The 14,757-nt window shown below is 57.0% G+C and carries 10 protein-coding genes and 1 pseudogene; 5 read left to right on the top strand and 6 right to left on the bottom strand.

Annotation, left to right across the window (positions count from 1 at the left end; translation table 11 throughout):
- Positions 1–33 precede the first annotated feature (33 nt).
- The 4 genes from recG (at position 34) to MUN79_RS07805 (ending at position 4,580) form a co-directional block, all read left to right on the top strand.
- A complete protein-coding gene (recG, locus tag MUN79_RS07820) occupies positions 34–2,130 on the top strand; it encodes an ATP-dependent DNA helicase RecG (RefSeq protein ID WP_244677159.1) in 2,097 nt (698 codons plus the stop codon).
- Positions 2,131–2,810: 680 nt separating this feature from the next.
- Positions 2,811–3,812 (top strand): hypothetical protein, encoded by a 1,002-nt coding sequence (locus MUN79_RS07815; protein ID WP_244677158.1) that lies wholly within the window; start codon positions 2,811–2,813, stop codon positions 3,810–3,812.
- Positions 3,779–4,261 carry a hypothetical protein gene (locus tag MUN79_RS07810; RefSeq protein ID WP_244677157.1) on the top strand — a complete coding sequence of 161 codons (483 nt, stop codon included), beginning with the start codon at positions 3,779–3,781 and terminating at the stop codon, positions 4,259–4,261. Before MUN79_RS07815 ends, MUN79_RS07810 begins: the two co-directional genes overlap by 34 nt.
- Positions 4,262–4,397: 136 nt before the next feature.
- Positions 4,398–4,580, top strand: a complete 183-nt coding sequence (locus tag MUN79_RS07805) for a hypothetical protein (protein ID WP_244677156.1) — start codon at positions 4,398–4,400, stop codon at positions 4,578–4,580.
- Between the two features lie 84 nt (positions 4,581–4,664).
- Here MUN79_RS07805 and MUN79_RS07800 read toward each other — a convergent pair whose 3' ends face one another.
- From MUN79_RS07800 to MUN79_RS07775, 6 genes and pseudogenes are all read right to left on the bottom strand, one after another.
- A complete protein-coding gene (locus tag MUN79_RS07800; protein ID WP_244677155.1) occupies positions 4,665–6,452 on the bottom strand; it encodes an acyl-CoA dehydrogenase FadE in 1,788 nt (595 codons plus the stop codon).
- A gap of 195 nt (positions 6,453–6,647) precedes the next feature.
- Positions 6,648–6,971 carry a 50S ribosome-binding protein YggL gene (locus tag MUN79_RS07795; RefSeq protein ID WP_244677154.1) on the bottom strand — a complete coding sequence of 108 codons (324 nt, stop codon included), beginning with the start codon at positions 6,969–6,971 and terminating at the stop codon, positions 6,648–6,650.
- Between the two features lie 113 nt (positions 6,972–7,084).
- Positions 7,085–8,262, bottom strand: a pseudogene (locus tag MUN79_RS07790) (acetyl-CoA C-acyltransferase).
- A 154-nt stretch (positions 8,263–8,416) separates the two neighbouring features.
- A complete protein-coding gene (locus MUN79_RS07785; protein WP_244677153.1) occupies positions 8,417–10,825 on the bottom strand; it encodes a 3-hydroxyacyl-CoA dehydrogenase/enoyl-CoA hydratase family protein in 2,409 nt (802 codons plus the stop codon).
- Between the two features lie 113 nt (positions 10,826–10,938).
- On the bottom strand, positions 10,939–11,445 hold the full coding sequence (locus tag MUN79_RS07780) for a MarR family winged helix-turn-helix transcriptional regulator (RefSeq protein WP_244677152.1): 507 nt from the start codon (positions 11,443–11,445) through the stop codon (positions 10,939–10,941).
- Between the two features lie 140 nt (positions 11,446–11,585).
- Positions 11,586–13,364 carry an AMP-dependent synthetase/ligase gene (locus MUN79_RS07775; RefSeq protein WP_244677151.1) on the bottom strand — a complete coding sequence of 593 codons (1,779 nt, stop codon included), beginning with the start codon at positions 13,362–13,364 and terminating at the stop codon, positions 11,586–11,588.
- A gap of 229 nt (positions 13,365–13,593) precedes the next feature.
- Between MUN79_RS07775 and MUN79_RS07770 the strand changes: the two genes are divergently transcribed.
- The gene (locus MUN79_RS07770; protein WP_244677150.1) at positions 13,594–14,742 is read left to right on the top strand and encodes a formimidoylglutamase; all 1,149 of its coding nucleotides are present in this window, start codon (positions 13,594–13,596) and stop codon (positions 14,740–14,742) included.
- Positions 14,743–14,757: the final 15 nt, after the last annotated feature.

Genomic DNA, 14,757 nt, shown 5'->3' with positions numbered 1-14,757 from the left:
TAATAAGCAGCCACGCCAGCCAGCAGCTTCTGCATGAGTAGCTTTTTTAATACTAAAATCGAGAGTCTGCGGGGCGTGGGCACCCAGCGCGCCACCCTGCTGCAAAAGGAGCTGAACATTTTCACCTACGGCGACCTGATTCAGCGCTACCCGTTCCGCTACCTCGACCGCACCCAGTTTTACAAGATTGAAGACCTGACCGAGGATTTGCCCTACGTGCAGGTCAAGGGCGTATTGCGCAACCGCGAAGTCATTGGGGAGGGACCCAAGAAGCGGATTGTAGCTAAGGTGTCGGATGGCAGCGCCGAGCTGGACCTGGTATGGTTCAAGGGAGTGAACTACCTGGAAAAGGTGATTAAGAACCACCAGGAGTACATCGTCTTTGGTAAGCCCACTGTGTTCAACGGCCGGCCCCAAATGGCCCACCCCGATCTGGAGGAAGTAACGGAGGCTAAGGCCGGGCAGAGCTACCTGCAGCCGGTGTATAACACTACTGAGAAGCTCAAGAACTACCACCGCATCGATAGCAAGGCCATAGCGCGGATGACGAGCGACCTGCTCAAGATTGCGCTGCCCCACGTGCAGGAGTCCTTGTCGCCGGACCTGATCCGGCAGTACAACCTGATGGGCAAGGCTGAAGCTTACCACCAGATTCACTTTCCGCAAAGCACCGAGCTGCTACAGGCCGCCCGGTTTCGCCTCAAATTCGAGGAGCTGTTTTATGTGCAGCTCAAGCTGCTGCGTCAGCGCGACCAGCGCAAAGTGACCCTGGCCGGTCAGATTTTCAAGGAAGTACCGACGCTGGTCGACTTCTACAAAAACCACCTGACGTTTGACTTGACCGGCGCTCAAAAGCGGGTAATCCACGACATTTATAAGGACTTCTGCGCTGGCAAGCAGATGAACCGCCTGCTGCAGGGCGACGTGGGCTCGGGCAAAACCATTGTAGCCTTCATCAGCATGCTCATGGCCGCCGACAACGGGGCCCAGAGCTGCCTGATGGCGCCCACCGAAATTCTGGCCGACCAGCACTATGTGGGCCTGAAAGCCTACGCTGACCAGCTTGGTATTAAGCTCGGCAAGCTCACAGGCAGCACCCGCACCTCCGAGCGGCGCGTGCTGCACGAGCAGCTGCGCGACGGCACCATGCACATGCTGGTAGGAACGCACGCTTTGCTAGAAGATGTGGTGCAGTTCCGAAACCTGGGTTTGACCATTATGGACGAGCAGCACCGCTTTGGGGTGGCTCAACGCTCGAAGCTGTGGCAGAAAAATCCCCACGTCATTCCCCACGTGCTGGTGATGACGGCAACGCCCATTCCGCGCACCCTAGCCATGACGCTCTACGGCGACCTGGACGTATCGGTGATTGATGAGCTACCGGCCGGCCGCAAGCCTATTGTGACGGTGCACCGCTACGATGCCAACCGGCTGAAGGTCTTCCAGTTTCTGCGCGACCAGATCAACCTGGGTCGGCAGGTATACATCGTGTATCCGCTGATTGAGGAATCGGAAACAATGGACTACAAGGACCTGACCGATGGCTACGAAAGCGTAGCCCGGGCCTTTCCCGAGTTTGAAATCAGCATCGTGCACGGCCGGATGAAAGCCGAGGAGAAAGACTACGAGATGCAGCGCTTTGTGAAGCGCGAAACCCAGATTATGGTGGCTACTACCGTAATTGAGGTCGGCGTAAACGTGCCCAATGCATCGGTAATGGTGATTGAAAGCGCCGAGCGGTTCGGCCTCTCCCAGCTGCACCAGCTGCGAGGCCGCGTGGGCCGGGGCGCCGACCAGAGCTACTGCATCCTAATGACCGGCTACAAGCTCAGCAAAGACAGCCGCATCCGTATCGAAACCATGGTGCGGACCAACAACGGCTTCGAAATTGCCGACATCGACTTGAAGCTGCGCGGCCCCGGCGACTTGATGGGCACCCAGCAAAGTGGTGTGCTCGACCTGCTCATTGCCGACCTAGCCAAAGACGGCCGGATCCTGACCGAGTCGCGGGCGGCGGCCCAGCAACTGCTAGCGGAAGACCCCGGCCTGAGCCTGCCGCAAAACCAGAACATCCGCCGGCATATTGAGTCCTTGCCCGCTACGGCCGTCAACTGGAGCCGGATCAGCTAGCAGGGCTATGGTTGAACTCAAACGTTTGCACTGGGCATAAAAAAGGCGACTTAATAAAGTCGCCTGCCGATATTATTCGAATGATTCCGCGGAACGGGAAGAGGAGGTAGGGGCTGTAGCTTGCCAGAGCCGGCTGCCACCACCATGCGGTGTATTCTCTAGCCTTACCTGTCGAGCAAAGAAAGAAGCTGCCTGCACGGGCGTCTCGGACTGAACACGCTTAGCAGTTGCAAGTGGCGAACCAGACTCTTTAGCCAACTTACCAACGACAATTAAGGCGAAAAGCAGGACGAATTTGAGTAGAAATTTCATAGTGTTGGGAGCTATTCAATAGGCGGCGCCAACAAAACAAATTTGGTGCCAAGAAGAGGAAAAAGCAGAACAGGAAGTTGTTTTTTTACTTCTGTGAGTTGTTCAGCTAGAGAAACCATTGTATTTGAATTTTACAATATTCCCTAGGCTCTTTAAGGATGTTGCTCTCCGTTATTTTCGGCAAAGTTACGAAGGCGACACCTTGAAAACGACTATCAAAACGTTATGATAGCATGAACAAATCATGAGTACCCAGGCCGGTTGCCGTTGGGGAGCGTGGCCTTTACGAGAAGCAGCCGGAGTTGGATACCTTTGGAGAGTACATTTTTTTGTTCATTGCAACTTTTCACCCTTAACTATCTTTTTCCGTGCGGTTTACATTTTTCCTCTCCGTTGGGGCCCTGGCACTCGGTCTGCTGACCGCTCCCACGGCCGCCGTAGCTCAAAAAGTGAAGTCAGTATCGTTCAGCTACCTGCCCGAACAGGCCGAAGACCGTTATAATCAACGGGTAATGCGCAAAATGCTCCCCGTAACCGGGGGCGGCTTTGTCATTTTGGCCCATAAGTCGGCCACGCAGTACGCTGTGGAGCGTTACGACGCCGAACTCAAGCAGCAATGGACGGCGACTATTCCCGTGGCCGACGGGGAGAGCGTGGAAGCTTTCGGCCACGGCTCCGAACAGGCCTTCGTGATAATACACCAAAAAGACAACGCCAATCAAAGCCTTTCCGCCGTCCTCGTCGATTTGCGCAACGGTCAAAAAACGGCCCCGAAAAAGCTGCTTGATGCCGCCGCCCGCGACCGGCGTCCCGGGGTATCTATTTCCCCGGACGGCTCCAAGCTGGTTGCCTTCCGCTACCTCACCCGCGACGTACAGATCCGCGCCATCAGCGCCACCGTCTACGACCAGAAGCTTACCAAGCTCAAGGACCGCACCTACGACTTCCACGACCTGGGCGACTTCTTCTCCCCCACCGTGCACATCGGCAACGATGGTACCCAGTACGTGGCCCTCATCAGCGACCAAATGAAGAAGCTCACCGTGCGTCGCTACCTAAATGATAAGCCCGAGACTAAGATTATGTCGGTGGCCGTGGGCGGCACGTTTGGCGGCAAAGCCGTGACGGTGTTCGATGCTAAGTTTGGGCTTCAGCCCGACAACACGCTGTACGCCGCCGCCATTTGCACCGAGCGGGAAAGCGGGCAGTACTATAGCCTGAAGGTGGTCAAGTTTGACTTTGCTGGCGAAGGCGACATGAAGTTTGCCCCGAGTTCCGCTTTACGCCCGAGTACCTGGCCGAGGTCAATAAGGCTGGGCAAACCAGCGCCAAGCGGTTGGAGGACGTCTACCTCTCCGAACTGCTGCTGACCGAGGAAAAGCAGCTGGTCGTTATTGCTGAGAAGAAGTACGAGGAAGGCGGTGATGAGTCGCCGGTGCACGCCCGGGAGCTGCACGTGTTCGGCTATAATGAGTTTCAGAGCCCAACTTGGCATACCATTATTGCCAAAGACCAGGTAGCCCCGCCGACCGAGTCGTTTACGGGCATTGGCTTTCGGGCTGCCGTATTCGGTCCTGAGGTGCAGATTCTGACCCAGGAGAAAATCAAGGGCAAATCGGACCTGTACGTGCGCCGCGTGAATGCCCAGACCGGTGTGGTAACCCCGGCTAAAGGCCTCGGCCTGAGTGTAGCCAGTGACCAGAACCTGGCTTACGTGAAGGACTTCACCGGCTGGATTGATGCTAAAACCATTATCGGGGTGAGCCGCCCGAGCAAGAAATCGGCGGCGCTGATGCTGAACAAGATTGTAGTAAAGTAGAATGCTGACTTTCCATAGCATAGCCGACGACAAGCCAAACCCGAGGCCCTCGGAGCTACTTGACTTATCTGTAGCCGGACAGCTGTCAGAAGAAGATTTTGAATATTTGCAGCAGCAGCGCATTATTGAAAGCCGCTTGAGCTACTATACTGACTTCCGCTGGAGCAGTACTCTAGTCAAGATGAAGCTGCAGCTTTTGCTGCACCAACAGCCGACGCTACCATCTACGCCGGAAGCCATTAGCCCGGAACAGACTTTCTTTTTTATCCTGATGAACGCCTCCGCCCAGCAGGCCGGCCTTGTGGCAGTAGCCGGTTGAAAAGCATCCCCATCAAAGGCATAAAAAAAGCCGCTCCTGATATAGGAGCGGCTTTTTTAGTAAGCTCAATTCGATCCTGCGGTACTAGAAGCTGTACTCGTTGGCGGCAATCAGCACGTCGGCTACGCGGCGGCGAGCTTCCTTGGCGTTGTAGAGGTCAGCCTTGGTGAAGCGCTTCAGGCCCATGGCCAGCAGCTTCTGCTCGTCGCCTTCAGTCATGGTGCCGATGGCGTCTTTGCCGAACTTGTTCACTTGGTCTACCGTGTCGTAGAGGTAAATACGGGCAATGTCGATCTGGGGAGCTACGGCCTCCTCGCCTTTCACAGCAGCCTCTTTCTCCACGCGCAGAATGGTGCTTTCGGCGGTGTAGACCTTGATGGCCATGTCGGCAATGTTCATCAGCACTTCCTGCTCTTTGGCCAGGGAATTCATGTACTTCTGCACAGCCGTGCCAGCTACCATCAGGATGGCCTTCTTCAGCTTGGCAATGGTCTTCTTTTCGGTGGCGAACAGACCGGTTTCTTCCTCGACGTTGAAGTCAGGAATAGCCATCAGCTCCTGCTGCACGGCCTGGGCGGGGCCCATCAGGTCCAACTCGCCTTTCAAGGCCTTCTTCAGGATCATGTCAACGGCCAGCATGCGGTTGATTTCGTTCGTGCCCTCGAAGATGCGGTTGATGCGCGAATCCCGGTACGCGCGGTCCATGGGGTAATCGGCCGAGAAGCCGTAGCCACCATACACTTGCACGCCTTCGTCCACCACGTAGTCGAGTACTTCCGAGCCTTCTACTTTCAGGATGGCGCACTCCACGGCAAATTCGCGGGCAGCACCCAGCAGGGCTTCGTTGTGGCTCTGGCCTTTGCTGAGCAGTTCCTGCTCCATGCGGGCAATGTCCATACCGGCGCGGTAGATGGCCGACTCAACGGCGTAAATGCGCACGGCCTGCTGGGCCAACTTGTACTTGATGGCGCCAAACTTGGCAATCGGCATCTTGAACTGCACCCGCTCGTTGGCATACTTGATGCTCAGCGTCGAGGCCATTTTGGTAGCCCCCAGGCAAGCCGCCGCCAGCTTGATGCGGCCAATGTTCAGAATGTTGAAGGCAATGAGGTGCCCCTTGCCGATTTCACCCAGCACAGCCGACTTCGGCACTTTCACGTCCGACAGGAACACCTGGCGCGTGGAAGAGCCTTTGATGCCCATCTTGTGCTCCTCGTTGCCGAGGCTCAAGCCAGGCGTGCCTTTCTCCACGATGAAGCCGGTGAACTTGTCACCATCCACCTGGGCGAATACCACAAATACGTCGGCGAAACCACCGTTGGTAATCCACATTTTCTGACCGTTGAGCACGTAATGCTCACCGTCTTCGGTCAGGATGGCTTTGGTTTTGGCACCCAGCGCGTCGGAGCCCGAGCCGGGCTCGGTGAGGCAGTAGGCGCCCATCAGCTCCCCGCTGGTCAGGCCGGGCAGGTACTTGGCTTTCTGCTCGTCGTTGCCGAAGTACAGAATGGGCAGCATGGCAATGCCGGTGTGGGCCGCAAAAGCTACCGGGAACGAGTGGCCACCGCCCACACCTTCCGTCACGCGCAACGAGGTCGGGAAGTCCATGTTCAGTCCGCCGTACTCCTCGGGAATGCTCACCCCAAACAGGCCCAGCTGACCGGCTTTTTCCATCAGGCCGCGCATCAGGCCTTCTTCGTGGTTGTCGAGACGCTCCAGCAGGGGCTGCACTTCTTTTTCCACGAAGTCCAGCGCAGTCTGGTGCATCATGTTCTGCTCCTCCGAGAAGTCGGCGGGGGTGAATACGTCTTGGGCGTCGGTTTCCTTGATGATGAATTCGCCGCCTTTTACAAGCTTTTGGGATACTTCCATGGCCAGGGTGAGAGTTGGGTTAAGGAATGTTTTATGTCGAAAGTCTGAGGGCGAAGTGCTCGGCTTGCCTACTATTTATAACGTAAAGTGGCCCGAATACATTCGTACCGAAATATACGAAATTATGTTATGCTTGCCGAGTACTTTGCCCGAAAAAAGAAGCCCCAGCGCACTGAGGCTTCCAAATCCACTTATTTACTGGTCGCGAAACGGGCCGTAGTAGGCGTCGGTTAGCTCGGAGCTGGTAGCTTCGGCTACCTCGGGCCGGGCCTGTAGCCACTGCTGGAGTTGGTCGCGCTTTTCCTGGGCCTGGGCTTCGGTCAGGCGCTTCACGGGCGTAGCGGCAAAATCGTCGAGGGCCCCGCCGATAATCAGCTCGAAGGTTTCAATCTGCTCGAGCAGCACGTCGGAGAAATCCAGGTAGCTGTCGGGCTTGTCGTCAGTGAGACGGTAGGACACGTTCCAGCTGAATTCCTTGAATTCCTGGCGGTGGGTTTTCTTACGCAGGCGTTTTTTCATGACCTAAGCTAAGCAAGAACTTCGACTCGGACCGGGCGCGGCCTGAGTTTTCCGGTGGAGAAGCGCTGCCACGCTTTCCGACCAGCACCCGGCCCGGGTCGAAGCTGGGAAAGTTATTTCAGCAGCTCGTAGATGCCGGCTACGCCCTGGCCGCCGCCCACGCAGGCGGTTACCATGCCGTACTTCTGGCCCCGGGCCCGTAGCTCGTGGAAGAGCTGGATGCTGAGCTTGGCACCCGAGCAGCCCAGTGGGTGGCCCAGGGCAATAGCACCGCCGTTCACGTTCAGCTTGCTTTCGTCGATGCCTAGCTCCCGCACTACGGCAATAGACTGGGAAGCAAAAGCTTCGTTGAGCTCAAACAGGTCGATGTCGTCGAGCTTCATGCCAGCCTGCTTCAGCGCCTTCGGCACGGCCTTGATTGGGCCCATACCCATGATGCGCGGGTCGATACCTTCGGTGGCGTAGGTAACCATGCGGGCAATGGGCTCCAGGTTCAGCTCCTTCACCATGCGCTCCGACATCACGATAACGAAAGCTGCACCATCAGAAGTCTGGGACGAGTTGCCGGCCGTCACGGTACCGTTGGCGGCAAACACGGGGCGCAGCTTGGCCAGGGCTTCTACCGAAGTATCAGCACGGGGCCTTCGTCAGTATCGACTACAAACGAGCGAGTTTTCTTCTTGCCTGAAGCTTGGTCGATATAGGTTTCCTCGACCGTAATCGGCACAATCTGCTCCTTGAACTTGCCGGCCTCAATGGCTTTGATGGCCTTTTGGTGTGAGTTGTAGGAGAAAACGTCCTGGTCTTCGCGCGAAATCTTGTAGTCGTTGGCTACAGCTTCGGCGGTCAGGCCCATGCCCAGGTAATAGTCGGGGTGCTTTTTGGAGAGGTTGTAGTTGGGAACCGTCTTCCAGCCCACCGTGGGCACCATGCTCATGCTTTCGGTGCCACCGGCCACGATGCAGTCTGCCATGCCGGCGGCAATTTTACCGGCGGCCATGGCAATGGTTTCCACGCCCGAGCCGCAGTAGCGGTTCACGATGAGGCCCGACACGTTCATGGGCAAAGCCAACAAGGAAATCAGTCGGCCCATCTGCAGGCCCTGCTCGGCTTCCGGCACGGCGTTGCCCACAATCACGTCGTCGATGCGCGTGGGGTCGAGGGCGGGCACGGAGGCTACCAAGTGTTTGATGACGTCCGCGGCCAGGTCGTCGGGACGGGTGAAGCGGAAACCGCCACGGGTGGCTTTACCAACGGCAGTGCGGTAACCGGCTACGATATATGCATTCATTGTAGTGAAGTCTTAGAAAGAGGTGGGTTTTAAAACCGGCTCGTCATGCAGAGGCAGAGCCGAAGCACCTCGCGGGCAATGCTATTCAGATTACTCTGGCAACATCAGCACGCGAGATGTCTCGCTTTGCTCGACATGACCAATAATTACAACGCTAGTTCCGCAGCGGTTTGCCGGTGGTCAGGATGCTCTGGATACGCTCCAGGGTTTTCCGCTCACCGGTCAGGCTCAGGAAGGCTTCGCGCTCCAGATCCAGCAGGTACTGCTCGCTCACGTTGGCCGGCGACGACAAATCCCCACCAGTCATGACGTAGGCCAGCTTGTTGGCAATCTTAACATCGTGGTCGGAAATGTAGTTGCCTACCCGCATGGCGTGCACGCCGGTCAGGAACATGGCTAGGGCCCCTTTGCCGTGCACCTTGATGTCGGTTTTCTGCACAGGTTGAGTGTAGCCGGCCTCGGCCATGGCAATGGCTTCGGCCTTAGCCGTGGCAATGAGGCGGTTGTTGTTGACCACCACTTCGTCGCCGCGGCGCAGGAAGCCCAGGTCGAAGGCTTCGGCGGCCGAGGTCGACACCTTGGCGGTGCTGATGGTCACGAAAGCGTTGCGGAGTAGGTTGAACTCGGGCTCCCCTTCCTCGTACTTGGCGGCCGTGCGCAAGGTCATTTCCTTGGTACCACCCCCGGCCGGAATCAGGCCCACGCCGAATTCCACCAGACCCATGTAGGTTTCGGCCACGGCCACCACCTTATCAGCGTGCAGATTCAGCTCGCAACCACCGCCCAGGGCCAGACCGTGGGGCGTGCCCACCACCGGAATGCTGCTGTAGCGCATGCGCATCATGGCATTCTGGAACTGGGCAATCATCATGTTAATCTCGTCGTACTCCTGGTCGAGGGCGTACATGTACACCAGGCCCAGGTTGGCACCGGCCGAGAAGTTGGGCGCGTCGTTGCCGACCACCAGGCCGCGGTAGCCCTGCTCGGCCATATCCACACCCTTCATCAGGCCCTGAATTACGTCGGAGCCCAGGGTGTTCATCTTGGAGTGGAACTCCACGTTCAGGATACCGTCGCCGAGGTCGATAACCGAAGCACCGACGTTTTTCCACAGGACTTTGCCCGTAGCGCGCAGGTTGTCGAGGATGATGAAGTTTTCCACGCCGGGAATGGCCTGGTAGGACTTCGACTCCACATCGTAGAACTGCTTTACGCCCTGCTCACTCACCTTGTAGAAGGTAGAATTGCCGGCGGCCAGCATTTCCTCAATCCAAGGAGCTACATTTTTGCCATGGGCCTGCGCCAGCTCTAAGCCTTTCTGCACGCCCAGAGCATCCCAGGTTTCAAACGGACCCAGCTCCCAGCCGAAGCCGGCGCGCAGGGCGTCGTCAATCTTGTAGAGTTGGTCGGTGATTTCCGGAATCCGGTTCGAAACGTAGGCAAACAGGCTGCCGAAGCTCTGGCGGTAGAAGTCGGCGGCTTTGTCCTTGCCGGCCACCAGTACCTTGAACCGGTCGGCAACCTTGTCAATGGCCTTGGTAGCTTCCAGGGAAGCAAACTTCACCTTCTGGCTGGGCTTGTACTCCAGCGTATTCAAATCCAGGGCGTGGATTTCGGACTTGCCGCCCGCGCCCTTCACTTTCTTGTAGAAGCCCTGGCCGGTTTTGTCGCCCAGCCACTTGTTCTCGCCCATTTTCTTGACGAAGTCGGGCAATACGAATACGTCCTTGGCTTCGTCGTTGGGCAGGCCCTGGGCCAGGCCGTTGGTGACGTTGATGGTTGTGTCCAGACCTACCACGTCGGAAGTGCGCAGCGTGGCCGACTTGGCGTGGCCGATAACCGGGCCGGTCAGCTTATCTACTTCTTCCACCGTCAAACCCAGGCGCTGCATGGTCTGCATCACGTCGAGCATGGCGAAAACGCCCACACGGTTGGCAATGAAGCCGGGCGTGTCTTTGGCCAGTACGGTGGTTTTGCCCAGGTACAGGTCGCCGTAGTGCATCAGAAAATCCACCACCGACTGGTCCGTTTCCGGCGTCGGGATAATTTCGAGCAGCTTCAGGTAGCGGGGCGGGTTGAAGAAGTGCGTACCGGCGAAGTGTTTACGGAAATCCTCCGAGCGGCCTTCGGCCATCAAATGAATCGGAATACCCGAGGTATTCGAAGTAATCAAAGTGCCGGGCTTGCGGAACTGCTCGATACGCTCAAACAGGCTCTTCTTGATGTCGAGGCGCTCAACTACGACCTCGATGGTCCAGTCGCAAGAAGCAATGTCCTTGAGGTTGTCGTCGAAGTTGCCGGTCTTGATGCGCGAGGCGTCGGCCTTGCGGTAAAGCGGCGAGGGGTTCGACGTAATGGCCGCCTGCAGCGAGGCATTCACGATGCGGTTTTTCACCGCCGGCGCGTCGAGCTGCAAGCCCTTCTTTTCCTCGTCGGGAGTCAGCTCCTTGGGAGCAATATCGAGCAATAACACCTGCACGCCGATGTTGGCGAAGTGCAGCGCAATGCGCGAGCCCATCACACCGGAGCCCAATACGGCTACTTTTTTGATAATACGATTCATTCGGGAAGGAATGAGGTGGGTGAGAAATGAAAGATTCAGGTGGAAATCCTGGCGCTCAACTACTCGTCATGCCGAGTTAATCAAAGCACGAAGGCACGCTACTTGGTTGGCTATCAGAAAGCAAAACACTCCGAGCCCGCGCCATTAGGCGGCCGGTTCGGAGCGTAGGGTTTCAGCTTAAAATCGTCGAAGAGGGTTTTGCCCTCAATCATGCCCGTAATCTGGCCCACGACCTTGAACATGACTTCCAGCTGGGCCTGGGGGATTTTTTCCCGCACCTTCTGGTTGAAATGCCGCACGGTCTGGCGGGAGACTTCCTTTTTGCGCAGGCCTTCCTCGGTCAGAAAAATGCGGACCGAGCGTTTATCCTGGGTATCGGCTTGCTTGTAGATCAGGCCCTTTTCCTCCATGCTGCGCAGAATGCGGGTCAGGCTGCGGGTTTCGAGGCCCAGCAGGGGCGCAATTTTGGTAGCCGGAGTACCGAGTTCCTGGTCTATATTGAGCAGGACAAAGCCGATGCTGGTGGTAATATCGTGCTTGGCAGCCTGCGTATTATACATGCGCGAAATGGCGTGCCAGGCAACTTTGATGTTATAATCGACGGTTTCTTCCGGTGTCATGGGTGTGGCGAAGTCCGGTAAACATACAAAGAATATGTTATGCTTGCATACTAAATAACGAGAAAAAAGTTTGGGGCAACCACCCATTTCTGCCTTAGAAACGGCCGGTAACCCAAACTCTTTTGGTTGCTCCTTACCGCTTAGCGGTGAGCTTCCTGGTGGTAGAGGCTCTCAATGAGGTCCTTGTTGTTTTCGGTGATAATCTTGCGCTTCACCTTCATGGTGGGGGTCATTTCACCGGTTTCTACCGTCCAGTGGTTGGGCAGCAGCACGATTTTCTTGACCTGCTCCCACTGCGCAAAGCTCTGGTTGTACTTCTTCACCAGGTCCTCGTACATCTGCACCACCTTCTCGTTCTTAATGAGCTCTTCGTTGGAGCAGTTGCAGTCCACACCATTGCGCTTGCACCAGCCTTTCAGGTCGTCGAAAGAAGGAACGACCAGAGCGGCGGGAAACTTCTGGTCGGCGCCCACCACCATGCATTGCTCTACCAGCGGCGACTCTTTCAGCTTGCCCTCAATAACCTGCGGAGCAATGTACTTGCCGCCCGAGGTCTTGAACATCTCCTTTTTACGGTCGGTAATCTTGAGGAACTTGCCGTTGACAAACTCGCCGATGTCGCCGGTGTGGAACCAGCCGTCGGCGTCGATTTCCTTGGCGGTCAGCTCGGGCTTGTTATAATAGCCCTTCATCACGGAAGCCGACTTGGTGAGGATTTCGCCGTCTTCGGCAATTTTCACCTGCATGTTGTCGATGAGCGGGCCCACGGTGCCAATCATGTTGTTTTCGGGCTCAAAGCCGCCCACGGCAATAACCGGCGAGGTTTCGGTCAGGCCGTAGCCTTCCATCACCCGAATGCCAGCGGCCCAGAACACCCGGGCCAGGCGGGGCTGCAGAGCGCCGCCGCCGGATACGATACACTTGAGGTTACCGCCCAAAGCTTCGCGCCACTTATTGAAGATAAGCTTGTTGGCCAAGGCCAGCTGGGTATTGTAGAAGAACCCCTGGTCTTTCTGGGTGTCGTACTTCAAACCTAAGTCCAGAGCCCAGAAAAACAAGTTTTTCTTGACGCCTTCCAACGTATGGCCTTTGGCGACAATCTTGTCGTAGACTTTCTCCAGCAGACGGGGTACGGTGGTGAAAATCTGGGGCTTTACCTCGCGCAGGTTGTCGGCAATTACCTCCATGCTTTCGGCGTAGTAGATACTCACGCTGTTAATCATGTAGAGGTAGGTTACCATCCGCTCGAAGATGTGGCAAAGCGGCAAAAAGCTCAGGGCTGTATCGTCCTTGGTGACAGGCACGAAGGGCTGGGAGTTACGGCAGTTGCTCAGGATGTTGTCGTGGCTGAGCATCACGCCTTTGGGGTTGCCGGTGGTGCCGGAAGTGTAAATCAGCGTGAGTAGGTCGTCGGGCTGCACGGCGGCCTTCAGGGGCTCAAGCGTAGCAGCATCCCCTTTCTTGCCCATTTCCAGCAGCTCGCTGAAGTGGCGGGCGCCAGCTACTTGGTCGAAGGTGAAGACGTGCTTTACCTCGGGCAGCTCGGCGGTGGCTTCCTTTACCTTGGCGTAGAGCTTTTCATCGGCTACGAATACAGCCTTTACGCCGGCATCGGTGAAAATGTATTTGTAGTCTTCAACCGTGATGCTGGGATACATCGGTACCGTCGTGGCCCCGATTTGGGCAATGCCGAAGTCGGCAAACATCCACTCGGGCCGGTTCATCGAAATGATGGCCACTTTATCATCCTTTTTCAAACCCAGCTGCAGCAGGCCGAGACTAACCAGGTTGACCTGGTCGAGGACGTGCTGGGTGCTGAACTTCTGCCAGGAGCCGTCAATCTTAGCGGCCAGGCAGTCGGTTTTGGGGGCAGTAGCAAGTTGGTGCGACAGAATGTCAAACGAGCGGCGGACTTCCATGGAGAGTGGGATACTAAGGGTGGGAAACGCGGGAAACGAGCAAAAAGCCTGCTTCTGTAACGTTGGAGAGGGCAAAGGAGTCCCGAACAAACGGCCAAGACAGCTTAAATAAATAGATTTTTTGGCGTAAAGCCTATTACGGACCAGTTCGGGGCGAAGGTTGGCACCGAAAAACTGGACGGGGTGGCTGGTTTTGCTTAGTTTTGTCTGCCTGCACTGTCCGCGCCCGATGAATCTGGCCATCTTCTTTGACCCCCTCCGCGAGGAGCTTACTGCCGCCTCGGCAGCTTCTACCACGCTAGCTAATTACGCGACGCGCTTTCTGGACACGTTTCCGGATTGGCGGGTGGCCGACTTGGCTCTAATCGGGCTGAACGAGTGGCGGGGCAGCGCCGGCGGGGCACCAGCCGTGCACGGGGCCGATGAGGTGCGCCGCCGCTTCTACCAGCTTCAGAAAGGCACCGGCAGTTTGCGCCTGGTAGACCTAGGCAACCTGCGCCCCGGCCTGACACTGGAAGACACCTACCTGCGCCTGCGCGAAATCGTGGCCGCGCTGCTGGAGCAAAACACCGTCCCGATTCTACTCGGCGGCAGTCAGGACCTGGACTACGGACAGTTTTTGGCCTACGAAACCCTGGAGCGGCCGGTAAGCTTTGCCATGGTCGATTCGCGGGTGGACATGGCCGAGCACGACACGGCCCCGGCCGAGGACTCCCACCTGCGCCGCATTCTGATGCACGAGCCCAATTTCGTGTTCAACTTCGCCCAGCTGGCCCACCAACAGTACCTAGTAGCGCCCGACGTGCTGGCGGCCCTGGAAAAACTTCACTTCGAAACCCTGCGTCTGGGTCAGGTGCGCGACGATATCCGCCAGGCCGAGCCCCTGCTGCGCCAGGCCGATTTTGTGAGCTTCGATGTGGCGGCCCTGCGCTGGAACGATGCTCCGGCGTACTATCCCGCCAATCCGTTTGGCCTTACCAACGAGGAGGCAGCCAAGCTGGCCTGGTACTCGGGCCACAACGACCAGCTCAGCTCCTTTGGCCTCTACGGTTACCGCCCCGACCACGATACCCACGGCCTGGCGGCCTGTGCGCTGGCTACCATGCTGTGGTATTTTATTGAGGGATATTACCACCGCCGCAACGAAACCGATTTCCAGAGCCGCCGCTTTATCCGCTACGCCGTGGGGCTGCCCGGCTCCCCGGCCAAGCTGGTCTTTTATAAAGCAAAGCGTACCGAAAAGTGGTGGCTGGAAGTGGAGAGCTTGGCTGATAGTGCCGTCAAGCGCATCGTACCCTGCAGCTACGAGGATTATTTCAAAGCCGCCCAGGGCGACCTGCCCAACCGTTGGATTCTTACTCAGGCGCTACTGGGTTGATTGGGATGGTTCGTT

It is taken from the genome of Hymenobacter cellulosilyticus (assembly GCF_022919215.1).
GTDB lineage: Bacteria > Bacteroidota > Bacteroidia > Cytophagales > Hymenobacteraceae > Hymenobacter > Hymenobacter cellulosilyticus.
The sequence above is the reverse complement of the archived record's forward strand: the minus strand, read 5'-3'. Positions and strand labels throughout refer to the sequence as shown.

Bases quoted from the DNA above. Each gene is read 5' to 3' on its own strand.
- recG (WP_244677159.1), top strand. From the start codon at position 34: ATGAGTAGCTTTTTTAATACTAAAATCGAGAGTCTGCGGGGCGTGGGC.
- MUN79_RS07800 (WP_244677155.1), bottom strand. From the start codon at position 6,452: ATGGAAGTATCCCAAAAGCTTGTAAAAGGCGGCGAATTCATCATCAAG.
- MUN79_RS07795 (WP_244677154.1), bottom strand. From the start codon at position 6,971: ATGAAAAAACGCCTGCGTAAGAAAACCCACCGCCAGGAATTCAAGGAA.
- MUN79_RS07785 (WP_244677153.1), bottom strand. From the start codon at position 10,825: ATGAATCGTATTATCAAAAAAGTAGCCGTATTGGGCTCCGGTGTGATG.
- MUN79_RS07780 (WP_244677152.1), bottom strand. From the start codon at position 11,445: ATGACACCGGAAGAAACCGTCGATTATAACATCAAAGTTGCCTGGCAC.
- MUN79_RS07775 (WP_244677151.1), bottom strand. From the start codon at position 13,364: ATGGAAGTCCGCCGCTCGTTTGACATTCTGTCGCACCAACTTGCTACT.
- MUN79_RS07770 (WP_244677150.1), top strand. From the start codon at position 13,594: ATGAATCTGGCCATCTTCTTTGACCCCCTCCGCGAGGAGCTTACTGCC.